At 66.5% G+C, this 22,022-nt stretch carries 17 protein-coding genes and 7 tRNA genes; 12 read left to right on the top strand and 12 right to left on the bottom strand.

The window, feature by feature from the left end; all coding sequences use genetic code 11:
• Positions 1-29 precede the first annotated feature (29 nt).
• The 4 genes from BLW02_RS00870 to BLW02_RS00855 all read right to left on the bottom strand — a co-directional run bounded on the left by BLW02_RS00870 (position 30) and on the right by BLW02_RS00855 (position 4,983).
• Positions 30-2,138 carry a YjbH domain-containing protein gene (locus BLW02_RS00870; RefSeq protein ID WP_092696584.1) on the bottom strand — a complete coding sequence of 703 codons (2,109 nt, stop codon included), beginning with the start codon at positions 2,136-2,138 and terminating at the stop codon, positions 30-32.
• A gap of 322 nt (positions 2,139-2,460) precedes the next feature.
• Positions 2,461-3,153, bottom strand: coding sequence for a hypothetical protein (locus BLW02_RS00865; RefSeq protein WP_244273585.1), 693 nt, complete (start codon positions 3,151-3,153; stop codon positions 2,461-2,463).
• A complete protein-coding gene (locus tag BLW02_RS00860; RefSeq protein WP_092696735.1) occupies positions 3,150-4,148 on the bottom strand; it encodes an MlaD family protein in 999 nt (332 codons plus the stop codon). Before BLW02_RS00860 ends, BLW02_RS00865 begins: the two co-directional genes overlap by 4 nt.
• A gap of 34 nt (positions 4,149-4,182) precedes the next feature.
• Positions 4,183-4,983 carry an MlaE family ABC transporter permease gene (locus BLW02_RS00855; protein WP_092696734.1) on the bottom strand — a complete coding sequence of 267 codons (801 nt, stop codon included), beginning with the start codon at positions 4,981-4,983 and terminating at the stop codon, positions 4,183-4,185.
• Between the two features lie 247 nt (positions 4,984-5,230).
• Here BLW02_RS00855 and BLW02_RS00850 point away from each other — a divergent pair, with 247 nt between their 5' ends.
• From BLW02_RS00850 to BLW02_RS00820, 7 genes are all read left to right on the top strand, one after another.
• Positions 5,231-5,863: a YitT family protein gene (locus tag BLW02_RS00850; protein ID WP_092696583.1), complete on the top strand. Its 633-nt coding sequence runs from the start codon at positions 5,231-5,233 to the stop codon at positions 5,861-5,863.
• 47 nt (positions 5,864-5,910) lie between these two features.
• Positions 5,911-6,318: a hypothetical protein gene (locus tag BLW02_RS00845; protein WP_092696582.1), complete on the top strand. Its 408-nt coding sequence runs from the start codon at positions 5,911-5,913 to the stop codon at positions 6,316-6,318.
• A 125-nt stretch (positions 6,319-6,443) separates the two neighbouring features.
• Entirely contained in the window at positions 6,444-6,941 is a 498-nt protein-coding gene (locus tag BLW02_RS00840) for a cupredoxin domain-containing protein (protein WP_092696581.1), read from the top strand.
• 41 nt (positions 6,942-6,982) lie between these two features.
• Positions 6,983-7,507 carry a DUF411 domain-containing protein gene (locus BLW02_RS00835; RefSeq protein ID WP_092696580.1) on the top strand — a complete coding sequence of 175 codons (525 nt, stop codon included), beginning with the start codon at positions 6,983-6,985 and terminating at the stop codon, positions 7,505-7,507.
• Positions 7,504-7,890, top strand: coding sequence for a copper-binding protein (locus BLW02_RS00830; protein WP_092696579.1), 387 nt, complete (start codon positions 7,504-7,506; stop codon positions 7,888-7,890). Before BLW02_RS00835 ends, BLW02_RS00830 begins: the two co-directional genes overlap by 4 nt.
• Positions 7,891-7,974: 84 nt before the next feature.
• Entirely contained in the window at positions 7,975-8,979 is a 1,005-nt protein-coding gene (locus BLW02_RS00825) for a P1 family peptidase (RefSeq protein ID WP_026436992.1), read from the top strand.
• A gap of 198 nt (positions 8,980-9,177) precedes the next feature.
• A complete protein-coding gene (locus BLW02_RS00820; RefSeq protein WP_092696733.1) occupies positions 9,178-10,500 on the top strand; it encodes a TAXI family TRAP transporter solute-binding subunit in 1,323 nt (440 codons plus the stop codon).
• A 48-nt stretch (positions 10,501-10,548) separates the two neighbouring features.
• On the opposite strand, the gene BLW02_RS00815 is transcribed toward BLW02_RS00820, so the two are convergent.
• Together BLW02_RS00815 and ettA are read right to left on the bottom strand one after the other, a co-directional pair.
• Positions 10,549-12,930, bottom strand: coding sequence for a DUF1631 family protein (locus tag BLW02_RS00815; RefSeq protein ID WP_092696578.1), 2,382 nt, complete (start codon positions 12,928-12,930; stop codon positions 10,549-10,551).
• Positions 12,931-12,989: 59 nt separating this feature from the next.
• A complete protein-coding gene (gene ettA, locus BLW02_RS00810; protein ID WP_092696577.1) occupies positions 12,990-14,651 on the bottom strand; it encodes an energy-dependent translational throttle protein EttA in 1,662 nt (553 codons plus the stop codon).
• 243 nt (positions 14,652-14,894) lie between these two features.
• Here ettA and BLW02_RS00805 point away from each other — a divergent pair, with 243 nt between their 5' ends.
• The 5 genes from BLW02_RS00805 to BLW02_RS00785 all read left to right on the top strand — a co-directional run bounded on the left by BLW02_RS00805 (position 14,895) and on the right by BLW02_RS00785 (position 21,185).
• Positions 14,895-16,643: a DEAD/DEAH box helicase gene (locus BLW02_RS00805; RefSeq protein WP_092696576.1), complete on the top strand. Its 1,749-nt coding sequence runs from the start codon at positions 14,895-14,897 to the stop codon at positions 16,641-16,643.
• A 342-nt stretch (positions 16,644-16,985) separates the two neighbouring features.
• Entirely contained in the window at positions 16,986-18,845 is a 1,860-nt protein-coding gene (locus BLW02_RS00800; protein WP_425285629.1) for a M14 family metallopeptidase, read from the top strand.
• A gap of 87 nt (positions 18,846-18,932) precedes the next feature.
• A tRNA-Arg gene (locus tag BLW02_RS00795) sits at positions 18,933-19,009 on the top strand.
• Positions 19,010-19,238: 229 nt separating this feature from the next.
• Positions 19,239-20,291, top strand: a complete 1,053-nt coding sequence (locus tag BLW02_RS00790) for an extracellular solute-binding protein (protein ID WP_092696574.1) — start codon at positions 19,239-19,241, stop codon at positions 20,289-20,291.
• Between the two features lie 135 nt (positions 20,292-20,426).
• Positions 20,427-21,185 carry a 3-hydroxyacyl-CoA dehydrogenase gene (locus BLW02_RS00785; RefSeq protein WP_092696573.1) on the top strand — a complete coding sequence of 253 codons (759 nt, stop codon included), beginning with the start codon at positions 20,427-20,429 and terminating at the stop codon, positions 21,183-21,185.
• A 91-nt stretch (positions 21,186-21,276) separates the two neighbouring features.
• On the opposite strand, the gene BLW02_RS00780 is transcribed toward BLW02_RS00785, so the two are convergent.
• The 6 genes from BLW02_RS00780 to BLW02_RS00755 form a co-directional block, all read right to left on the bottom strand.
• Positions 21,277-21,353, bottom strand: a tRNA-Asp gene (locus BLW02_RS00780).
• Positions 21,354-21,404: 51 nt separating this feature from the next.
• Positions 21,405-21,480: transfer RNA gene (locus BLW02_RS00775), tRNA-Glu, on the bottom strand.
• A 40-nt stretch (positions 21,481-21,520) separates the two neighbouring features.
• Positions 21,521-21,596: transfer RNA gene (locus BLW02_RS00770), tRNA-Ala, on the bottom strand.
• Positions 21,597-21,660: 64 nt separating this feature from the next.
• Positions 21,661-21,737, bottom strand: a tRNA-Asp gene (locus tag BLW02_RS00765).
• A gap of 51 nt (positions 21,738-21,788) precedes the next feature.
• Positions 21,789-21,864: transfer RNA gene (locus BLW02_RS00760), tRNA-Glu, on the bottom strand.
• Between the two features lie 40 nt (positions 21,865-21,904).
• Positions 21,905-21,980, bottom strand: a tRNA-Ala gene (locus tag BLW02_RS00755).
• Between the last annotated feature and the right edge of the window lie 42 nt (positions 21,981-22,022).

Genomic DNA, 22,022 nt, shown 5'->3' with positions numbered 1-22,022 from the left:
CCTGAGGGAGGTTGCCAATCCAGCACTCGCTACGGCATCAGCGGCAGCGCATGCAGATAAAACGATTCGCGCAACCGGGGCAGTTGCGAGCGCATGTAATCAGGTGTCACGCGGCCCGAGTTGAGCATTTCGACCTCGGGCTCGTAGGCCAGGTCGACGGGGCGCACGGCGTCGGGCTTGACGAAATTGCCACTGTTTCTGTCACTGGTCATCAGCGTACGAATGCCGGGGACAAAACGCGGGCTGCCGGTGAACTGAACGGGCGCGGCACCCATGCCCTGGCGCGGGGTGATGGGCAGGCTCAGCTCCAGACCGACAAAGGTGTTGCTCCCGCCACGGCGGGCATAGAGCTGCAGGGCGACATCACCAAACCAGCGTGTGAAGCCGAGCGCAGGCCCGCTCGAACCATCGGTGTAGCGGTGCACGCCCCCCTCGGCCCAGGTGGTGGAGGACAGGCGCCAGCGGTAGAGGGCCGAGACGGCATCGACGGTGCGCGGCAGGGTGGTGTGGAGGGCGGCGTCTGCCGTGCGCCGGTTGACGCTCGCGCGCAGGTGGGCCGTGTCGTCCCGACCGGGGACGAAGAAGATGGCCTCGCCCTCGGCGCCGATCCGGTCATGCTGGTAGCGGCCGGCGCCCACGCTGGCAAAGACGCGCTCACCCAGCCAGAATGACTGCTGCAGCGCCAGGGTCTGCAGGCCGTTGCGGTGGCGCGAACCGGCATAGATGCGGCCTGGCTCCATGTTGTCGCTGTTGGCGACGCGCTGCACGAGGTCGGCATACAGCACGCCACCGCGCCACAGGTTGGCGCTGGTGCGGGCCTGCACGGCCAGCGAGTAGTCGAACAGGCCGAATTCGGTGGCGGTGGCGTGGTTCAGGAGCGGCGAGAAGGCCACGCGCACGCGGGTGGCGGAAGACGCCTTTGCCTGCAGCCACTGCACAGACTCGGATTCGTAACCCGGCAGGCGGCCAAAGCCCATGCTGGCCTGAACGGCGGCGGCATCGCCCTCGCGCAGGTAGATCCGGAAGGCAGCCAGGTTGACCGAGGTTTCGAACACGACCTGGCCGGCCTTGAGCGTGATCGCGTGGACACGGTGCACCCCGGACGGGGCTTGCTCGGCGGCGAGACCGAGCACGACCCCCAGGGCATCGACCTCGTTTTGCAGGTAGCGGTGGTTCTCATATTCGACCACCAGGTTGTCGCCCAGGGTGCCCACGCGCACGCGATCCAGACCGGCCGATCGCAGCGAGGCCTGGAGCGCGGGCAGCGGGTCGGTCAAAGGCGCGGCAGCCACCGCCCCCGCGACAGGCGCCAGAGGGGGCAAGGCTGCCTGTGCCTTGGCCGCCGCGAGCGCGCGGCGATCGCGCGTGGCGTCGTCGGTTTCCAGCGGCAGCACCAGGGTGAGGTTGAAGCTGTTGGCGTCGGCCGGGCGGCCCAGCGTGCCGGTGGCGCCGAAAGAGCGCTGCACGGAACCGATCAGCTGCGCGTCGCCCAGCCAGGGCAGAGGCTCACTGTAGTAGCGCAGGCCGGCGTGGCGGCGCGTGCCATCGGTCTCCAGCAGTGCGGTGGCGCGCGTGTCCCACAGGCGCATTTCAGCGCCGCCAAACAGGCCGTCGAGCACGCGGGCCTGGCCACGGGCTTTGCTGTGTGCATAGCCCAGCGACCAGCGCAGGGGGCCCCAGTCGTCGCTGGCCACTGCATAGGCGGACCGGAAAAAGGATGCACCTCCTTGAACGTCGGTCAGACCGACGGCCAGCCTGGGCAGGGGCAGGCCAAGCCCTTCGGTGGGCAACTGCCATTTGACGTTGGCGGACAGGTCGCGTGGTCCGTTAATGTCTGGCAGGCCGGGCGCCGTGGGGCGCGGGTTCTGGTATTCGGCCAGTCGGCCGAACAGTTCGACGCCGCCCCCCAGGCCAAAGCCCAGCGTGTAGTTGCGCCGGCGGCTGAAAGTGCCGAGCTTGGGGTCTTGTTCGCTACCCAGGCTGGCCGCCATCTCGCCAGTGCCGAGCACATAGGCCGAGGGGATATGCAGCCCCCCCGTGGCGCCAATACTGGCCACACCCAGCCCCTGGGCCTGAGCGGCCGAGGCAAGCCACAGCAGCAGACTGGCGAGGGGCAGGACGATGTGAACGTGTTTCATGCGGTGGGACAAAGGAGATAAAACCAAAACGCGCCGCTTCCGAATTTGTCCGAACACCGGTCACATTGATACGGAGTGTAACGATATCAATACGACTGTTCTGTGAAAAGCTGAACAGAATCAAGCGGTTAGGCGATATGACTGATTTTTCGTGGCTGCGATCGCACTGCGAGGCGCATGAAACCCCGGCTTTCTCGGCCCCGAGATTGAAAAATCAGTAACCCCATGTATACCACGGTATCGGATGGAGATGCCTTCTTGAGGATGCCCATGCGCACGCCGGTGGCGACTGTGCGCCCGCCCTGCCTCCTCGGCTCTCCCCTCAATCAGGCTTGCCGCCGCGCTCCACGATGGCGATGCGCCGCTGCAGGGCGGCAGCGGCCCCGGTATCGCCTGCGGCCTGGGCGCGCTCGGCCTGCACCATCAGCCAGGCCAGCAAGGGTCGGCGCCAGCCCTGTGCCGATGCGGTTTCCACCGCCACCGACAGGGTGGCCGGTGTGGCGCGGCCGGTTTTCAGCAGCACGCCCGCGGCCACCAGGCGCGACAAGGGATCGTGGATGCCGGAGAGCCCGGCCCCGGCTTGTGCCGGCCCCGCCTGGGCCATGCTGCGCTGGGCGGGGGGCAGTTGCGCTGCGTTCTGTGCGGCGAGCTGGCCGGCCAGGTAATCTGCGTAGGCCTTTTCGCTGGCGGGGGCATCGCGCCGCAGTGCTTCAAACGCGGCGCAGGGCTCGAACACCAGGCTGGCCACGCGCCCGGCGCAGCGCAGCAGCTCCAGCCGGGCCAGCAGATCCAGGCGGCCGGTACGGGCCAGGGCTTCGCGGGCCCGGGTCCATTCGAGTTGTTCCACCCGGTTGTCGCCGGCAAGGTAGGCGCTCTGGGCCTTTTGCGATGCGCCATGGGCGTCCATCTGCCATTCGGGGGTGGGCGGGCCGCTGGCACAGGCCGCCAGCAGCCCAACCGCGCACAGCACGCCCCAGCGGGTCAGTGCCTTCATCGGTGCAGGGGCGATGGTCATGGCAGTTGCAGCTCCGTGTTGCGCGCAAAGGGCCATTTGCGGTTGATTTCGTTGACCAGGCTTTCCACCTTGCGCAGATTGCTTTCCACCTCGGCGCGCAGGGCGCCCAGGTCGGTGGTGGCCTCGCGGGCGTTGGCGCCAATGGCCTGCGCCTCGACCAGCACCGCATCCACCTTGCGTAGGCTGGCCCGGGTTTCGGCCAGCAGGCCGTTGAGCTGCACCACGGTGGCGCGGACCTCGGGCACCAGGGCATCCTTGCCGCCCTGGCCAAAGACCTGTCGGTCGGCGCGCGCCACCATGCCGTCCAGGCGGGCCAGCAAGGCGTTGGTGCGCTCCAGCGTGGCCACCACTTTGCCGGCATCGGCCTCGTTGCCCATGAGCACGCCCAAAGCGCCGCCCGGCCCGTTCAGCCGCGCGGCCAGTTCCTGCACCTGCCCGAGGCTGCTGCCCAGGGCGGCGTCCTGGGCCGTGAGGGCGTTGAGGTTGCCCAGCAGCTCGCGCGCCGATGCCATGAGCTGGGGGATTTCGGCCGTGGCGTCGCCGCGCAGCACGGACCGCACGGCGCCGTCGGGCAACAGCGGGTCGGACAGCATGCCGCTGTAGGCGCGGATATTGGTGCCCCCCACCACGCCGCGCACCAGGGTGAACACGCTCGACTGGCGCAGCCAGTGCGCGTCCTTGCGCGGCACGTCCACGACGATGCGGGCATTGCCGTCGTCGGACAGTTCGATGCGCCGCACGCGGCCGATCGGAAAGCCCGAGAACGTCATGTCCATGCCCACCACCACGCCTTCGGAGTCGTCGGCCGTGAGCACCAGCGTTTGCGTGGGCTCGAAGGCGCCGCGCGCATACAGCAGGTACAGGCCCGAACCCACGATGAGCGCCAGCGTGAACAGCAGCAGCGCCGTGGCCTTGAGCTGCAGATGGGCCACCGGGCGCAGCGTTTCCACCAGCGGCGGCGGTGGCTGCGGTGAGGAAGGGGTAGGTTCTGTCATGGCGCGTTGCAGGGGTTCGGTAAAGCCATCCATCTCAATAGTAGTTGCCGACGAGCGAGCCGACCTCGATCAGCAGCAGCACCGCAAACATGCGCGCGAGGCCACCCAGCTCGGAGTCGGGCGCAGCGCCCTCGCCCGCGTCGTACATGCCGGCCGCCGTGGGGATCAGGGCCACGGCCAGGCTGGAAAACAGCGTTTTCAGGACAAACACCAGCGTCACCGCCGGCGAGAACACATGGCCGAACATGCGCGTGTAGCCGGGCAGGCCGGCCAGGTTGAAGCCATACACGCTGATGTAGGCCATGACCAGCGCCACCACGCACGACAGCGCGGCCAGCGTGATGCTGGCAAACACACCGGCCACCACACGCGGCAGCAGCTCCATGCGTACCGGGTCGCCCCCGTGGGCACGCAGGGCCTCGAAATGGCCCGACTGGCGCAGCAGCGCCAGTTGCGTGCCGTGGGGGATGGTGCAGCGCATGGCCACGAACAGCGTGGCCGTGAGCGGGATGAGTTCGAGCACCAGCACACGAATCACCATTTCGAGCGCGTAGCGCGACAGGCCATAGCTCAGCGCCGTCACCACCACGATGCGCGTGATGACCAGGGCCAGCAACGCCGCCAGCACCGTGAACCCCAACAGGATGGGCGCCGTGTCGAGGTAGATCTGGCGCGCCAGCGTGCGGCGGGCCGACGGGCTGTAGCTGGACGGCGACAGCACCAGCACCAGCACCACCGCGCCCAGGTACACGATACGCCCCCAGGCCAGCGCCCAGCGCCGCGCGGTGCGCCACAGGCGCTCGGGCAGCGAATATCCGGGCAAGTGGAAAAGCATGGGCGAATCATAGCGGCCAGCCACCATGGAATTTGAAACAAAATACCACGCAAGCGCTTGATGCGTATGCGCAAGAAGCTATTAATTAAGTAGCACCACGGAGTTTTGGGCAGGGACCTCCATTCCCGGAGACGCAAAGGGCCAGACCGCCCGGCAAAACAGGCCCTTACCCCCGAACTTGACGCAAAGCAAGCCGGGCATGGCCCCTGCATGGTCCAATCCACTCCCGCCACGCCCACGCCGCCCCATGACCCGCTCGACCACCGCCCCCGCCACACCGCCAGCCACCGTGCCGCACAGCGCCACCGAAGATGCGGTGGCGATCTTCACCGGCGTGCTGCTGATCTCGGTGGGTGTGGCCTTTTTCACCAGCGCCGGGCTGCTGACGGGGGGCACGGCGGGGCTGGCCTTCTTGCTGCACTACGCCACGGGCATCGGCTTTGGCAAGATCTTCTTTGTGCTCAACCTGCCGTTTTACTGGCTGGCGCTGCGCAAGCTGGGGCGCGAGTTCACGCTCAAGACCTTTGCCGCGGTGCTGCTGCTGTCGGTGCTGACCGAATGGCAGGCGCAGTTCTTGCAATTTTCCCACTTGCAGCCGCTGTATGCCGCCATCGCGGGTGGCCTGATCACGGGCACGGGCTTTCTGGTGCTGTTCCGCCACCGCTGCAGCCTGGGCGGCGTGGGCATAGCGGCCCTGTACCTGCAAGACAGCTACGGCTGGCGCGCGGGCAAGGTGCAGATGGCGGTGGACTGCTGCATCGTGCTGCTGGCGCTGTGGACGGTGGAGCCGGTGCGCGTGGCCTGGTCGATTGCCGGCGCCGTGGCCCTGAACCTGGTGCTGGCCATGAACCACCGGCCCGGGCGCTACATGGCGGTGTAGCGGCGGGCGGCATGGAACCTTTTGGCGCTGGCGCCTATCATTCAGGCATGCGTCGCATCCTGTCCCTGGCTTTGGTGGTCATGCTGGTCCTTCGGGGCCTCGTGGGCACCGCCCTGGCCGCCGGGGTCATGCCCACCCTGCCGGTGCAGGGCGCAGAAATGCAGACGCCAGCGGGTTCCGCCGGGAACCACGCGGGGCACGCAGTGCATGCCGACCATGGCGATGCCCACCAGGCCGCCGCCCCGGCCAGCTGCCACGGCACCCCCGCCACCGACTGCAGCCCGCACCAGCACAGCCCCAGCTGCGCTGACTGCGACGTCTGCCATTCGGCGGTGCTGGCGCCGCCTGCGTTGCCACTGCAGCCCCTGCATCTGCGCAGCACAGTGCGGCCTGCGAACACCGTGCCGTTCGCCAGCGTGCAGGCAGCGCGCACCATCAAACCACCCATCGCCTGATCTCTGACGCCCGAAGTGCGTCTGCCATGGCCTGCCCGGTCGCGCCTGCGCGCGCGGCCATGCGGGCATAACGGGGGAAACATTCTGCCGCCCACGGGCACCCATGCTGAAACCAGAAAAGAACCATGAAAATCATTCAATTCATAGCTACTTGCGCATTACTGGTAAGCACCACAAGCTCTTTTGGCCATGAAAACATGCCCCACCACAACGCCAGCGCCCCCGTGGCCAAGGAACAGAAAGACTGGGGCATTGCGGGCGATGCCCAGGCCGTGCGCCGCACCATCACGCTGCGCATGAACGACGACATGCGCTTCACCCCCAGCCACATCGAAGTGCGCGAGGGCGACACCGTGCGCCTGCGCGCCGAGAACCGCGGCAAGGTGCTGCACGAGATCGTGCTGGGCACCCAGGCCGAGCTGGCCCAGCATGCGCAGATGATGCAGAAGTTTCCCGGCATGGAACACGACGAGCCCCACATGGCCCATGTGCGCGCAGGCCGGCGTGGCGACATCGTGTGGCATTTCAACCGCCCCGGCAGCTTTGACTTTGCCTGCCTGATCCCCGGCCACTACCAGGCCGGCATGACCGGAACCATCACCGTGCTGCCCCGCAACCGCTGACTTCTTCCACCCTCCATTCATTCGTCGTCAAGGTATCCACCATGCACAACACCGCTGCTTTCTCTGCCCCCGCCACGCCGCACAGCGGCCTGCGCCGCCGCCACCTGCTCTCCGCCCTGCCCCTGGTGGGCGCGGCCCTTGTCGCGCCACGCCTGGTGCGCGCCGCCACGGGCACGCCCATCGAGGTCTGGAAAGACCCGAACTGCGGCTGCTGCCACGACTGGATTTCGCACATGGAGGCCAACGGCTTCAGCTTCACCGTGCACGACACCGGCAACAACGCCGTGCGCGCGCGCCTGGGCCTGCCGCAAAAGCTGGGCTCGTGCCACACCGCGCTGGTGGGCGGCTACCTGATCGAAGGCCATGTGCCCGCCAGCGATGTGCGTGCCCTGCTGCAGCAAAAACCCCAGGCCCTGGGCCTTACGGTACCGGGCATGCCCGTGGGCTCGCCCGGCATGGACGGCGCGGTGTACGGCAACCGCCGCGACCCCTACGATGTGCTGCTGGTGGCGCGCAATGGCAGCACCCGTGTGTTCAAAAGCTATAACCAGAAGGCCTCGTCATGAAACCACTCGCCTATGGCACCGCCGCCCTGCTGCTGGCTGGTGCACTCAGCCCCGCTTGGGCGCTGGCCCCGGCGGACGCGCACGACAGCCACCACCCGGGCGCAGCCTCTGCCGCACAGGGCGCGCAAGGCAACCCCGGCAGCACACCGGCAGACCAGAGTGAACTGAGCGAAGGCGAAATCACCCGCTGGGACCCGCGCACGCTCAAGGTCACCCTGCGCCACGGCGAGGTCAGGAACCTGGGCATGCCGCCCATGACCATGGTGTTCCGCGTGAACGACGCCAGCATGCTGGCCCCCTTCCAGCCCGGCGACAAGGTGCGCTTCCGGGTGGAGCGGCGAACCACCGGGTACTTCATCACCCGCATCGAAGCCGCGCGTTAAGAACGGCCTGCGCGGGGCGATGGGCACGCCGACGGGTTCACCGCGGCGCATGCCGTGGCGCCGCAGGGCACCATAATCCCGGCCATGATCGCACCCATTCCCGCCAGCGATGCTGGCAGCATCACCCGCGTGGCCGGCATCGAGGTGGGCCACTTCACCGATACGCGCCGCCCCACCGGCTGCACCGTGGTCATGGCGCGCGAGGGTGCGGTAGGCGGTGTCGATGTGCGCGGCGCGGCACCGGGCACGCGTGAGACCGACCTGCTGGCCCCCTGCAATCTGGTCGAACAAGTGCACGCCATCGTGCTCGCCGGCGGCAGCGCCTGGGGGCTGGAAGCCGCCACCGGCGCGGTGCGCTGGCTGGAGGAACATGGCGTGGGGTTCGACGTGGCCGTGGGCCGCCTGCCCATCGTGCCCGCCGCCGTGCTGTTCGACCTGCTGGTGGGCGACATGCACATCCGCCCTGACGCCGCCGCGGGCTACGCCGCCTGCGCCGCCGCGTCGCGCGATGACCCCGCCGAAGGCAACGTGGGCGCCGGCACCGGTGCCGCCGTCGGCAAGGTTTTTGGCATGCAGCGGGCCATGAAGGGCGGCGTGGGCACCGCTTCGATCACCGTGGGCGGCGTCACCGTGGGGGCGCTCATCGCCTGCAACGCCGTGGGCGATGTGCTCGACCCCGACACCGCCCAGGTGATTGCCGGCGCGCGCACCGAAGACGGCCTGCGCCTGCTTGACACCCGCCGCGCCCTGCTGCGCGGCGAGCGGCCCCAGCCCTTGCTGGCCGGCACCAACACCACCATCGGCGTGGTGGCCACCGACGCCGCCATCAGCAAGGTGCAGGCCCACCGCCTGGCAGTGGCCGCCCACGACGGGCTGGCGCGCAGCATCAACCCGGTGCATACCCTGTCGGACGGCGACACGCTGTTCACCCTGGGCACCGGGCTGGCAGGCAAAAATCCTGGCATGCTGGTGCTGGCCACCCTGGCCGCAGAGGTCACGGCCATCGCCACCGCCCGTGCGGTGCGCGCCGCACAGGCCCTCACCACTTCCGACGGCCTGCACCTGCCCTGCTGCGCAGATCTGGCCTAAGGCAATGCTGAACAAGTCCCCCGCGTGCCGCGCATCCCTGCTTTGGGCAGTCTGCGGCGTTGCAAATGCTCGCAATAGCGTTGGCTATTGCTGCGCTTTGCGCCTTGCAGCCCATCCCAAACCAGGGCGCGCACCATCGCGCGGACTTATTCAGCATCACCCTAACCCGCGCCCCCGGCGCAAATGACCCCGCAACCCATGCCCCAGGCTTTTCGCAACACCCTTCTCACCCTGCGCGACCTCATCGTCTCTGCCGGCCCGCTGGCCTTTCTGGCCCTGGGGCTGGTGGCGGCCGCCTACTGGTGGCTGAACCCCAACCCGCCCAACCAGGTCACGCTGGCCACCGGCCCCGCGCAAAGCGCCTACGAGGAGTTTGGCAAGCGCTACCAGAAAGCGCTGGCCGCCGACGGCATCGAGGTGGTGCTGCTGCCCAGCGAGGGCTCGTTGGCCAACCTGCAGTTGCTGCGCGAGGGCAAGGCCGACGTGGCCTTTGTACAGGGCGGCACGGCAGAGCTGCAGCCAGACGACCCCGATCAGCTGGTGTCGCTGGGCAGCCTGTTTGTCGAGCCGGTGTGGCTTTTCTATCGCACCGATGCGGCCCTGAAAGTGGCGGCTGGCGGACGCCTTGACAGCCTGCGCCAGTTGCGCGGCCTGCGCGTGAACGTGGGCTCGGAAGGCAGCGGCGTGCCCACCCTGATGGACCGCTTGCTCGATGCGAACCGGGTGGAGAAAGGGCAGGTGAAGCTGTCGCGGCTGGAGCAGACGCCCGCCACGATGGCCTTTCTGGCGGGCAAGCTGGACGCGCTGGTGTTTGCCTCGGCGCCCGAATCCCTCATGGTGCAGATGCTGCTGCAGACCCCGGGCGTGCACCTCATGGATTTTGCGCAGCACGAGGCCTATGGCCGCAAGTTTCCCTTCCTCACCCCCGTGACGTTGCCGCGCGGGGTGGTGGACCTGGCCGGCAACGTGCCCGCGCACGATGTGCGGCTGGTGGCCTCCACCACCTCGCTGCTGGCCCGCGAGGGCACCCACCCCGCGCTGTTGACGCTGTTTGCCCAGAATGCGCAGGCGCTGCATGGGGGTGCAGGCTGGTTCAACCGGGCGCGCGAGTTTCCCAGCACCCGGCACAGCGAGCTGCCCATTGCCAAGGAAGGCGAGCGCGCCATCAACGAGCCGGTGCCCCTGCTGCAACGCTACCTGCCGTTCTGGATTGCCAACCTGGTCGAGCGCATGTGGCTGGTGCTGGGCATCTTGCTGGCCGTGATGCTGCCGCTGTCGCGGGTGGTGCCGCCGATCTACCAGTTCCGGGTGCGCTCCCGGGTGTTCCGCTGGTATGGGCGTCTGCGTGAAATCGAAAACGATCACGAATCGGGCAAGGCCTTGCCGCAAGACCTGCTGGTGGCACTGGACAGGCTGGAGGCCCAGGCCGAGAAAGTGAGCGTGCCGCTGTCATATGCCGACGAGCTGTATGCGCTGCGCAACCACATCCATCTGGTGCGCAAAAAGATCCTGCGCACCTGAGCGGCTGGATGGACACACGCCCGGCGGTGCCCTCCGGTGCCGGCCTCGTCAGCGGGTTCTACCGGGTTTGGCAGGCTTTTGCGGTGGCAGCGGCGCCGCCTTGGTATCGTGGGTGCGGGCCGTGGCCGGCGCTGCATCGGGCACCACGCGCAGGGCCCCCTCGGAGGCAAGCTTGTTGCGCATGCGCCGCGTCATGGACTGGGTGCTGCCGTCGGCCGCGGTGAACAGGAACAGGGTTCCATGGGGGTTGGCCCAGGTCAGCTGGGTGCGCACGGCACGGCGGTTGGTGATCAGCTCGACCCAGGCACCGACCACCAACTCGGGGTAGAGCTTGTCGTCTGCCAGCGCTGCCGTGGTGCTCTCTGGGGCCTCCGTTTCCGAAGCCGCCACCACGGGCACCTCGCCGGCCGGATCGGCAACGGGCAATGCCGGTACAGGTTCGGCAACCGCAGCCACAGGGGCCGGCTTGTCGAAAGCCTCCTGGTGCAGGCCCACGAGCCGCTGCAAGAAGCTGCTGGTGCGGGTCGGGGAATGCTCGATCGTCTTCAGGCCTGCGCGCACCGTGGCCAGAATGCCGGGCATGGCCTTGGTGAGGCGCTCAGGTTCGGCACGCGTCAATGCCGGCTGCACGCTCCACAGCAGCAGGGGCACCAGGGCCAGATATCCGCCAGGATCCCCTTCGGAACCGTTCAGTCCCTCCGGCTGCGTCAACTGGGCCAGCGCCACCACATCGGCCCACGGGCCAGTGACAAAGTCCAGGATGTCAGCAGGCACCTGGTCCAGGTCTGGCAGCTTGCGGATATCCGCCGCAATTTTCCCGGCCAGCATTTCACGCTGTTCAGCCTGCCGCAGGATTTTCTCCTGGGCCTCCTGCTGGGCCCTGACCTTTTCCTCCTGGGTGTCCCAGACCGCATGCAAGGCCCTGAGCACGGTGTCAAAAGGCCCTGCGTCCTGGATATCCGTGACAGCCAGATGCTCGACCGCCTGGTTCAGCAAGCGCATGAACTGGCTGAAACCTGGCGCGCGCTCGGTGGTGAAAGTGCGGCTGCGCTGGGTCAGCTCGTCCAGCAGGCGCCGCGCCGGATGCGCTTCATCGGTGAAAAAGTGTCCGTCATGCTGCACCAGCTTCTTGATCGCCGGCTCCAGGCTTTGGACGGCACTCTGGACAGGCGCCAGCAGGCGGGCGTCCTGCGCAATGTTTTCCATCATGCGGCCCACCACTTCCATGGCAGCCGCCGACGAGTACGCCTGTCCATCGGCGGGAGGGACACTGGGAACCGCAATGGCCCCCAACCGACCCGCGCCGCCTGCGGCAGGGTTGCCCGACAGGCGCCCCACCAGACGTTCGAGCTGTGCCATATCCTGCATGGCCTCCGCCACGGCACCAGTCGAGAGAAATCCGCCCGCCTGGCCCGCCAGCCCTGCCTGCGCACTGGCACCCGGAGGGTCGGACCATGCAGAGTGCACACTGGCGGGCTGCGAATCCCCACCCGCATAGGCACGCGCATCAAAGGCATAGGGGTCGCCACCGCCGGCCAGCATCTGGCGCAGGATGCCTACCGTCAGCAACGCTTCCTCGGCCGCAGAGGAAATGGGCGCCGGCAACGAATCGCCTTGCCACCCGGTCGCGGCATCCACGCCAGGGGCTGTCGGCATGCCGTACCCGCTCACGGGCCCGCCCATGGAATATCGGTCATAACCGGTCGAATAGCCCCCGCCATACCCCGTGCTCTGGTGGGGCGTACCGTATCTGCTGCGTCCGGCACCACCGGCGGACACGCCGAGAACGGCATATCCCACCGGCTCGATGCCATGCTCCCGCAGACTGGCGCAGGCGCTCTTGTACTCGGTTACCAGCAACCGGCCCAGAACTTCGCGCATGTGCTGCATCCACAGCTGCCGCACTGGCGGGGCCACCCCGGTCTCGGCCACCACCCTTTGCAGTGCGCGGATGTAGTTTTCCGGGCGCAGGGGGTTGCGCTCGGGTTGGACGCTGCGCAAGCCCTGGGCGGAGCTGACCAGGGTGTTGAGCTCCGTCAGCACGGCATCGGTGGCATGCGCGGCCAGTTGCTGGGCCCGGGACAGTTCCACCTGGTCCTGCACCTCGGTTTCGTCCATGAGCGAAAGCTCACCGAAATCCATGCCCGAGTCATCGGCTGCGTGCGCACCCGTTCTGGGGGGCCCTTCGGCGAAGATTTCCAGCAGGGCCATCGGATACGCCTTGGCCAGCGATGGCTCGTGCTGTGTCAGCAACCGCAGCGCATCGTCCACCAGAGCGCGATGCTGGATATCGTGGGTGGACGATTCCTCGCCTGCCAGCGCGCTCCTGGTGGCCCGCACCAGCTGCCCCACGAGGGCTTCGCCCCCGCGCACTGCATTGACAACACAGGCGCGAAATACCGTTCTCGATCGGGACGCTGTTGGGAACATGGTGGAGAAATGAAAGAAAAGCTTCCAGTTGCAATGCTACTTGACTGGAAGCCTTCCTTTTACTTCAACGCCTTGAAACGCATGCGCTTGGGCTTCGCGCCCTCTTCACCCAGACGCCGCTTCTTGTCGGCCTCGTACTCCTGGTAGTTGCCATCGAAGAAGGTCCATTGGCTGTCGCCCTCGGCGGCCAGGATATGGGTGGCGATGCGGTCCAGGAACCAGCGATCGTGGCTGATTACCAACACTGTGCCCGCGTATTCGAGCAAAGCGTCTTCCAGCGCACGCAGGGTTTCCACGTCCAGATCGTTGGAGGGCTCGTCGAGCAGCAGCACGTTGCCACCGGAGATCAGTGTCTTGGCCAGGTGCAGGCGTCCGCGTTCGCCGCCCGAGAGCATGCCCACCTTCTTTTGCTGGTCGCCGCCATTGAAGTTGAAACGCCCGGCATAGGCCCGGCTGGCCATGGTGAACTTGCCGATGTTGATCATGTCCAGGCCGCCGGAGATGTCTTCCCAGACCGTCTTGTCGTTCGCCAGCGCATCGCGGTGCTGGTCCACGAAGGCCATCTTCACGGTGGAGCCGATCACGACTTCGCCGCTGTCGGGCTGCTCGCGGCCGGCAATCAGCTTGAACAGGGTCGATTTACCGGCACCGTTCGGGCCGATGATGCCGACGATGGCGCCGGCCGGAATGTTCATGCTCAGGTTGTCGATGAGCACACGGTCGCCGAACGACTTGGTGACGTTCCTGAACTCGATCACCTGGGTTCCCAGGCGGTCGGCCACGGGAATGAAGATCTCGTTCGTTTCGTTGCGCCGCTGGTATTCGAAATCGGACAGCTCCTCGAAACGCGCCAGGCGGGCCTTGCTCTTGGCCTGGCGGGCCTTGGGGTTCTGGCGCGACCATTCCAGCTCTTTTTTCAGGGCCTTGGCGCGCGATTCCTCGCCCTTTTGCTCGGACTCCAGGCGCGCCTGCTTCTGGGTCAGCCAGTCGCTGTAGTTGCCCTTGTACGGAATGCCATGGCCCCGGTCGAGTTCCAGAATCCACTCGGCCGCGTTGTCCAGGAAGTAGCGGTCATGGGTGATGGCCACCACGGTGCCGGGATAGCGCTGCAGGAACTGCTCCAGCCAGTCCACCGATTCGGCGTCCAGGTGGTTGGTGGGCTCGTCGAGCAGCAGCATGTCGGGCTTGGACAGCAGCAGGCGGCACAGCGCCACGCGGCGCTTTTCGCCGCCCGACAGCACACCTACCTTGGCATCCCAGGATGGCAGCCGCAGGGCGTCGGCGGCGATTTCCAGCTGGTGCTCGGAGTCGGTGCCCGCGGTGGCAATGACGGCTTCCAGGCGGGCCTGCTCGGCGGCCAGCGCATCGAAATCGGCGTCGGGTTCGGCGTAGGCTGCGTACACCTCTTCGAGCTTGGCCTTGGCGGCAAACACCTCGCCCATGGCTTCCTCGACGCTTTCACGCACCGTGTGGTCCGGGTTGAGCTGCGGCTCCTGGGGCAGATAGCCAATCTTGATGCCCGGCATGGCGATGGCTTCGCCTTCGATCTCCTTGTCCACGCCCGCCATGATCTTGAGCAAGGTGGACTTGCCGGAGCCGTTGACACCCAGCACGCCGATCTTGGCGCCGGGGAAGAAGCTCAGGGAGATGTCCTTCAAGATCTGCCGCTTGGGCGGCACGGTCTTGCTGACACGGTTCATGGAAAATACGTATTGGGCCATTCGTTCTCTAACCTGCAAAAGTGGGCAGAAATTCTGCGTACAAACCGCGATTATCGGCCCATGCGACAATACGCGGCGTTGCGGGCTCCAGTTGCCCGCCACATCAGCAGTCTGCTGGGGACGAAGGAAGAGCATCTTCCGGGCTCCCACCCTTGAACCTCATCTGCCTGAGACTGGCTCGGCAACCCACCGGTTGCCACGACAGGCCGATACCCAGCGCCCCGGACGGGCGCATTCACTGACATGAAATTTGAAGAACTGAACCTGGCTCCTGCCATTTTGAAGGCCGTGCTCGAACAAGGCTACGAGACCCCCACGCCCATCCAGGCACAGGCCATTCCGGCCGTGCTGGCGGGCCATGACCTTCTGGCCGGCGCACAGACCGGCACCGGCAAGACCGCCGCGTTCACCCTGCCCATGCTGCACCGCCTGTCGCAAAGCGCAGCGCCCAAGAACAAGTTTGGCGGCAAGGGCATCCGCGCCCTGGTGCTGACCCCCACCCGCGAACTCGCCGCCCAGGTGGAAGAGTCGGTCCGCGAATACGGCAAATACCTCGATATCAACTCCACCGTGGTCTTCGGTGGCGTGGGCATGAACCCGCAGATCGACCGCATCAAGCGCGGCGTGGACATCCTGGTGGCCACCCCCGGCCGCCTGCTCGACCTGCAGCAGCAGGGCTTTCTGGACCTGTCCACCGTGCAGGTGCTGGTGCTCGACGAAGCCGACCGCATGCTGGACATGGGCTTCATCCACGACGTGAAGAAGGTGCTGGCCCTGGTGCCCCGCGAAAAGCAGAGCCTGCTGTTCTCGGCCACGTTCAGCGACGAGATCCGCGACCTGGCCAACACCCTGCTCAAGAGCCCGCAAAGCATCCAGGTCACGCCCAGCAACACCACGGTGCAGCGCATCACGCAGGTGATCCACCCCGTGGGCCGCGGCAAGAAAAAGCAGGTGCTGCTGCACATCATCCAGCAGCACAACTGGAGCCAGGTGCTGGTGTTCACCCGCACCAAGTTCGGCGCCAACAACGTGGCCGAGTTCCTGACCAAGAATGGCGTCAATGCCATGGCCCTGCATGGCAACAAGAGCCAGAGCGCCCGCACGCAGGCCCTGGCGGGCTTCAAGAGCGGTGACATCCGCGCCCTGGTGGCCACCGACATCGCTGCGCGCGGCATCGACATCGACGAGCTGCCCCACGTCGTCAACTACGAAATCCCGAACGTGTCGGAAGACTACGTGCACCGCATCGGCCGCACCGGCCGCGCGGGCAACAGCGGCGAAGCCGTCAGCCTGGTCTGCATGGACGAGGAAGGCTTCATGATGGACATCGAGCGCTTCACCAAGCAGCAGATTCCGGTGCAGGTCATCGAAGGCTTCGGCCCCGACGTCGGCGAAAAGGCCGAGCCCATCGCCATGGGCCGCCAGACCATCTGGGGCGGCGCAGGCAAGCCTCCGAGCCGTGACGTGATGCAGGCGGCAGCCAAGGCGGCGCGCAGCGAGATGATGGAACGCATCCGCACCAACAAGGCCGGCCAGGGTGGCGGCGGCGGTGACCGCGGCCCACGCCAGGCCAGCGGTGGTGGCAATGGCGGCGGCAACAGCTCCCGCTCCGGCCGCGGTGGCGGTGGTGGCGGCCAGGGCGGCGGCGCACGCGGGGGTGCCCAGGCACCTGCACGCGGCCGTGCGCGCCCGGCTGGCGGCGGCTATGAAGGCGGCAACCGCTACGACGACGCACAGCCCCCGCGCGCCAATGCCCACCTGGGCACCCATTCGGGCCACAGCAATCCGGGCCAGCGCAACGCAGGCCATTCGGCTGGCGGCCAGCCCGACCCGATGCGCACCAGCGTGGACAGCATGGCGGGCAGCGGCCGCCGCGGTGGCGGCGGTGGATACCGCGGCAACTCGGGCGGTGGCGGCTATGACGGCGGCTCGGGTAGCCGGGGCAACGGCTCCCGTGGGCCGGGCGGTTCTCGCGGCTCTTTCAACCGCTGAGAGCCCCCAGGCAGGCCACTCCCTTGCCGGCATGCAGTGGGGCACCAGGCTCCACTGCCCCGGCGGGCAACAGGATGGCGCAGACCGTGACGGCTCTGCGCCACCACCTTCCATGGCCGCGCGAACGGCGCGATGGAGCGGGGCCTGCAGGCCCCGGACTGGTTCAGCCCGGTAACGGCCCAAGTGGCGGTGCGGGCGGCAACAGACGCTTGCCTGCCCAGGCGCCAGGGCGGCGTGCGTCCCCTCCGGCGGACTTTCGACGTGGCGGCCACTGACACACCAGCCAAGGCGCGCGCAGTTAACATCGCGCCAGGTTCGACAGGCTCCCAGGCAAGGCACACCATGACCCAGCGCCCCACTCTCTTTGTTTCAGCCACCTCCCGCGCAGCACAGCCCACACCGCTGATGGCGCGTCGCACACCGTGGCGCAGTTCCCTGGCCCTGGTGGCCTTGCTGCTGTCCGCCTGCGCCAGCACGCCACTCCCCCCCTGGCCCGGCACGCCCCCCGCCGCGCAAGCCCGTGCACCCGAGGCCCTGCCGCGCGTGCAACGCGGCACCGTGGTGCCCGCACCGCTGGGGCAGGCGCGCGACGGCGTGGTGGTCACACCGCTGCCGTCCAGCCCGCCCGCGCCCGCCGCTGCGGACACCGCTGCGGCCGCGCCCTATGGTCCGGCCGTGGCTGCGCGGTTTGCTGCCCCGCCCACCTCCTACCACACGCCTGGGCTCGCCGCAGAACGCAGCAGCTTCACCACCAACGCCGAACTGGGCGCCTGGCTGCGCGACGTGGCCGGCACCGCGCCACGCGGCGCCACGCTGGCCCGTGTTCTCAGCCTGGGCGCCTCCCAGCACGGGGAGCCCATCGAGGGCCTGCTCCTGACCCGCGCCAAGGACACGGACATTGCCAGCCTGGAAGCCAATGGCCGTTCCACCGTCGTTCTCATCGGCCAGCAGCACGGCGACGAACCGGCGGGCAGCGAAGCCCTGCTGGTGATTGCCAGAGAACTCGCACAAGGCCTGCTCGAACCCCTGCTCGATCGCATCAACGTGGTCGTGATTCCCCGGGCCAACCCCGACGGTGCGGCCCGCGGCACGCGCACCACGGCCAATGGCGTGGACATGAACCGCGACCACCTGCTCCTGAACACCCCCGAAGCCCAGGCACTGGCGCGTGTGGTGCGCGATTACCGCCCCATCCTGGTGCTGGATGCGCACGAATTCACTGTGGTCGGGCGCTATCTGCAGAAGTTCAACGCCATCCAGCGCTACGACGCCCTGCTGCAATACACCACCACGGCCAATTACCCGGAATTTCTCACCAAGGCCTCCGAGGAGTGGTACCACCAGCCCATGCTCGGCGCACTCCAGTCGCAGGGCCTGTCGAGCGAGTGGTACTACACCACCTCCACCCGGCCGGACGACCGGCGCATCTCCATGGGCGGTGCACAGCCCGACACGGGACGCAACGTGAACGGCCTGAAAAATGCCGTCAGCCTGTTGGTGGAAACCCGTGGCGTGGGCCTGGGGCGCATGCACATCCAGCGCCGCGTCCACACCCAGGTCACGGCCATCACCAGCGCCCTGCGCAGCACCGCCGAGCGCGCCACCCATCTGGAACAGGTGCGCTCTTTTGTGGCGCGCGACATCGCCTCCAAGGCCTGCAACGGCCAGGTCGTGGTGGAAGCCCAGGCCACACCCATGCAGCGGGAGCTGACCATGCTCGACCCGGAGACCGGCGCCGACCGCACACTGAAGGTGGACTGGAATTCGTCGCTCGCCCTGCGCACGGTGAAATCACGCGCCCGGCCCTGCGGCTACTGGCTGGCGCCCAGCGCCACCACGGCGGTGGAGCGCCTGCAACTGCTGGGGGTGCAGGTGCTGCGCATCGCCGAACCCGGCGCGTTGCTGGCGGATACCTACAACGAAACCGCACGCGACACCACCGAACGCGCGGACGTGCGCGGCACCGTTGCAGGCGGCGCCAGCATCATCCGCAGCCAGGTGACGCCGGTGCGCCGCGCCATCGACGTACCCGCCGGCAGCTTTTATGTGCCGCTGAACCAGGGCCTGGCCAACCTGGCCGTTGCGGCGCTGGAGCCCGACACCCAGAGCAGCTACTTTGCCAACCGCCTGATCGACGACCTCGCCAGCACGGCCCGCGTCATGACGGTGCCCTCGCTGGTTTTTGAAGAAATGGACGAGTAGCACGGCTCCTGCGCCGGGTATGATCCATCCCCTCGGGTGAGTGCCTCACTGCACCCGGGGCGCCAGCCAGGCGCCCAGCACATCCATCTGCCCGTAGCTCAACTGGATAGAGCAATAGCCTTCTAAGCTATAGGTCGGGGGTTCGAGTCCCTCCGGGCAGGCCAGGCCTGAATCTGCTGCACTTGCGGACACAATCCGAAGCCCCGTGCACCGTCTTTCCTTGGCCTGCGCCAGGCCTTTTTCCCCGATGCCGCCAAGCCGGCCCGCGCGCCATTCTCGGAGCACCCAGGATACGTTAGCTCTTCCTGCGCACTGGCTCGCTGCGCAAATTTATTGCGAATAATTCGCGTTTGCCTTATCATCCCACCATTCCAACCTCCAGAGATGTAACCCATGTCGAAGACTGTCAAAGCCCTGCTCACCGCCTGCGCCCTGGCCGCTGCAGCGGGAACCGCCATCGCCCAGGAACAGGTGGTCAACCTCTACTCGGCCCGCCACTATTCCACCGATGAAGCCCTGTACACCGGCTTCACCAAGGCCACGGGCATCAAGATCAACCGGGTGGATGCGGACGATGCAGGCATTCTGGCGCGGCTGAAGGCCGAAGGCACGGCCTCCCCTGCCGACGTGATCCTGCTGGTGGATGCTGCGCGGCTCTATCGGGGCGAGACAGACGGCCTGTTCCAGCCCATCCGCTCCAAGGTGCTGGAAGATGCCATCCCTGCCAATCTGCGCAGCCAGCCAGCAGCGGACGGCGGCATTTCCTGGTTTGGGCTCTCCACCCGCGCGCGGCTGATCGTGTTCAACAAGGCCAAGGTGCAGAAAAGCGATGTGGACACCTATGAGGAACTCGCCGATCCCAAGAACAAGGGCAAGCTGTGCATTCGTTCGGGATCGCACCCCTACAACCTGAGCCTGTTCGGCTCCGTGACCGAGCACCTTGGCGAGCAAAAGGCCGAGGCCTGGCTCAAGGGCATGGTGGCCAACCTCGCCCGTGCCCCCAAGGGCGGCGACACCGACCAGATCAAGGCCGTTGCGGCGGGCGAATGCGACATCGCCGTCACCAACAGCTATTACCTGGCACGCATGATGCGGTCCAGCAAGCCCGAAGATGTGGCCGTGGTCAACAAGGTGGGCGTGGTGTTTCCCAACCAGCAGTCCTGGGGCACCCACATGAACATCGCCGGTGGCGCCGTTGCCCGCCATGCCAAGAACCAGGCCAACGCCGTCAAGTTTCTTGAATACCTGGCCAGCCCTGAAGCACAAAATTATTTTGCCAATGGCAACAATGAATGGCCCGCCGTCAAGGGGCTGAACGTCGACAACCCTGCGCTCAAGGCCATGGCGCAAGACCAGCCCTTCAAGAGCGAAACCATTCCGATCAGCGCGGTGGGCGCCAACGTCACCAAGGTGCAGCAGATGCTGGACCGGGTGGGTTTTCCGTAAATTCACGCACTGCCCCCTGCCAAGGGGGTTGCCTGCACCTGCCCGGCACTGTCCGGGCATTTTTTTGCCTGTCAGTGCCCCAGTCCATGGGTGATAATTGACGTGAACGTCAACGTCACTTACTGGAGACACAACATGGAAATCAAAGGGAAGGTATTCATCGTGACCGGCGGCGCGTCGGGCCTGGGCGAAGGCACGGCACGCATGCTGGCAGCGCAAGGCGGCAAGGTCGTCATTGCCGACATGCAGGCGGAAAAAGGTGAAACCGTGGCCCGAGAAATTGGCGGCGCCTTCGTGAAATGCGACGTCAGCAGCGAAGCCGATGGCCAGGCCGTGGTGGCCCAAGCCGTGTCCCTAGGCAAGCTGATGGGCTTGGTGAACTGCGCAGGCATCGCGCCCGCGGAAAAGACCGTCGGCAAGAACGGCGCCCATGCCCTGGCTGTTTTCAGCAAGACCATCACGGTCAACCTGATTGGCAGCTTCAACATGATCCGCCTGGCGGCAGAAGCCATGTGCAGGAATGAACCCGAAGCCACCGGCGAGCGCGGCGTGATGATTTCCACCGCCAGCGTGGCGGCCTATGACGGCCAGATCGGCCAGGCAGCATATTCGGCGTCCAAGGGCGGCGTGGTGGGCATGACCCTTCCCATCGCCCGCGACCTGGCCCGCAACGGCATCCGCAACATGACCATTGCCCCCGGCATCTTTGGCACCCCCATGCTGTTTGGCATGCCACAGGATGTGCAGGACGCGCTCGCGGCCGGCGTGCCGTTCCCCAGCCGCCTGGGCACACCGCAGGACTATGCCAAGCTGGTGCAGCACATCTTTGAAAACGACATGCTCAATGGCGAGGTGATTCGCCTGGACGGGGCCATCCGCCTGGCGCCTCGCTGAAGAAAAAACCCCGCAAGCAAAACTCGCGGGTTTTCTTGCAAGAAAGCACAAAAAAACCGCTGCGGCCTTGCGACTGCAGCGGTTTATTATCTGGCGGAGTGGACGGGACTCGAACCCGCGACCCCCGGCGTGACAGGCCGGTATTCTAACCAACTGAACTACCACTCCTGGCAGGCAGCTTTTCGCTTGCATTCTTCATGCAAGCCAAGCGCTACGACTTGGCGACCCCACGGGGATTCGAACCCCGGTACTCACCGTGAAAGGGTGATGTCCTAGGCCTCTAGACGATGGGGTCAAAACCTTGGAACTAACCGATAACAACAACTGACAAATTTTGGTGGAGGTAAACGGGATCGAACCGATGACCTCTTGCATGCCATGCAAGCGCTCTCCCAGCTGAGCTATACCCCCAAACCTCTCTGGTTTTCACCAAAGAAAAACCCTTGCACAGAAAAGACCTGCAAGGGCTTTTGACTGGCGGAGTGGACGGGACTCGAACCCGCGACCCCCGGCGTGACAGGCCGGTATTCTAACCAACTGAACTACCACTCCTGGCAGGCAGCTTTTCGCTTGCATTCTTCATGCAAGCCAAGCGCTACGACTTGGCGACCCCACGGGGATTCGAACCCCGGTACTCACCGTGAAAGGGTGATGTCCTAGGCCTCTAGACGATGGGGTCAAAACCTTGGAACTAACCGATAACAACAACCGACAAATTTTGGTGGAGGTAAACGGGATCGAACCGATGACCTCTTGCATGCCATGCAAGCGCTCTCCCAGCTGAGCTATACCCCCACTTCGATGGCACCGATCACATTGCAACCGTTGTCATCATCT

The sequence above is a fragment of the Acidovorax soli genome (assembly GCF_900107605.1).
In the GTDB taxonomy this organism is placed as follows: Bacteria; Pseudomonadota; Gammaproteobacteria; order Burkholderiales; family Burkholderiaceae_C; genus Acidovorax; species Acidovorax soli.
This window is presented reverse-complemented; position numbering and strand designations above follow the sequence as displayed.

What these genes read in the sequence shown, in the direction of transcription:
- BLW02_RS00870 (WP_092696584.1), bottom strand. Translation starts at nt 2,138, where the DNA reads ATGAAACACGTTCACATCGTCCTGCCCCTCGCCAGTCTGCTGCTGTGG.
- BLW02_RS00865 (WP_244273585.1), bottom strand. Translation starts at nt 3,153, where the DNA reads ATGACCATCGCCCCTGCACCGATGAAGGCACTGACCCGCTGGGGCGTG.
- BLW02_RS00860 (WP_092696735.1), bottom strand. Translation starts at nt 4,148, where the DNA reads ATGACAGAACCTACCCCTTCCTCACCGCAGCCACCGCCGCCGCTGGTG.
- BLW02_RS00855 (WP_092696734.1), bottom strand. Translation starts at nt 4,983, where the DNA reads ATGCTTTTCCACTTGCCCGGATATTCGCTGCCCGAGCGCCTGTGGCGC.
- BLW02_RS00850 (WP_092696583.1), top strand. Translation starts at nt 5,231, where the DNA reads ATGACCCGCTCGACCACCGCCCCCGCCACACCGCCAGCCACCGTGCCG.
- BLW02_RS00845 (WP_092696582.1), top strand. Translation starts at nt 5,911, where the DNA reads ATGCGTCGCATCCTGTCCCTGGCTTTGGTGGTCATGCTGGTCCTTCGG.
- BLW02_RS00840 (WP_092696581.1), top strand. Translation starts at nt 6,444, where the DNA reads ATGAAAATCATTCAATTCATAGCTACTTGCGCATTACTGGTAAGCACC.
- BLW02_RS00835 (WP_092696580.1), top strand. Translation starts at nt 6,983, where the DNA reads ATGCACAACACCGCTGCTTTCTCTGCCCCCGCCACGCCGCACAGCGGC.
- BLW02_RS00830 (WP_092696579.1), top strand. Translation starts at nt 7,504, where the DNA reads ATGAAACCACTCGCCTATGGCACCGCCGCCCTGCTGCTGGCTGGTGCA.
- BLW02_RS00825 (WP_026436992.1), top strand. Translation starts at nt 7,975, where the DNA reads ATGATCGCACCCATTCCCGCCAGCGATGCTGGCAGCATCACCCGCGTG.
- BLW02_RS00820 (WP_092696733.1), top strand. Translation starts at nt 9,178, where the DNA reads ATGCCCCAGGCTTTTCGCAACACCCTTCTCACCCTGCGCGACCTCATC.
- BLW02_RS00815 (WP_092696578.1), bottom strand. Translation starts at nt 12,930, where the DNA reads ATGTTCCCAACAGCGTCCCGATCGAGAACGGTATTTCGCGCCTGTGTT.
- ettA (WP_092696577.1), bottom strand. Translation starts at nt 14,651, where the DNA reads ATGGCCCAATACGTATTTTCCATGAACCGTGTCAGCAAGACCGTGCCG.
- BLW02_RS00805 (WP_092696576.1), top strand. Translation starts at nt 14,895, where the DNA reads ATGAAATTTGAAGAACTGAACCTGGCTCCTGCCATTTTGAAGGCCGTG.
- BLW02_RS00800 (WP_425285629.1), top strand. Translation starts at nt 16,986, where the DNA reads ATGACCCAGCGCCCCACTCTCTTTGTTTCAGCCACCTCCCGCGCAGCA.
- BLW02_RS00790 (WP_092696574.1), top strand. Translation starts at nt 19,239, where the DNA reads ATGTCGAAGACTGTCAAAGCCCTGCTCACCGCCTGCGCCCTGGCCGCT.
- BLW02_RS00785 (WP_092696573.1), top strand. Translation starts at nt 20,427, where the DNA reads ATGGAAATCAAAGGGAAGGTATTCATCGTGACCGGCGGCGCGTCGGGC.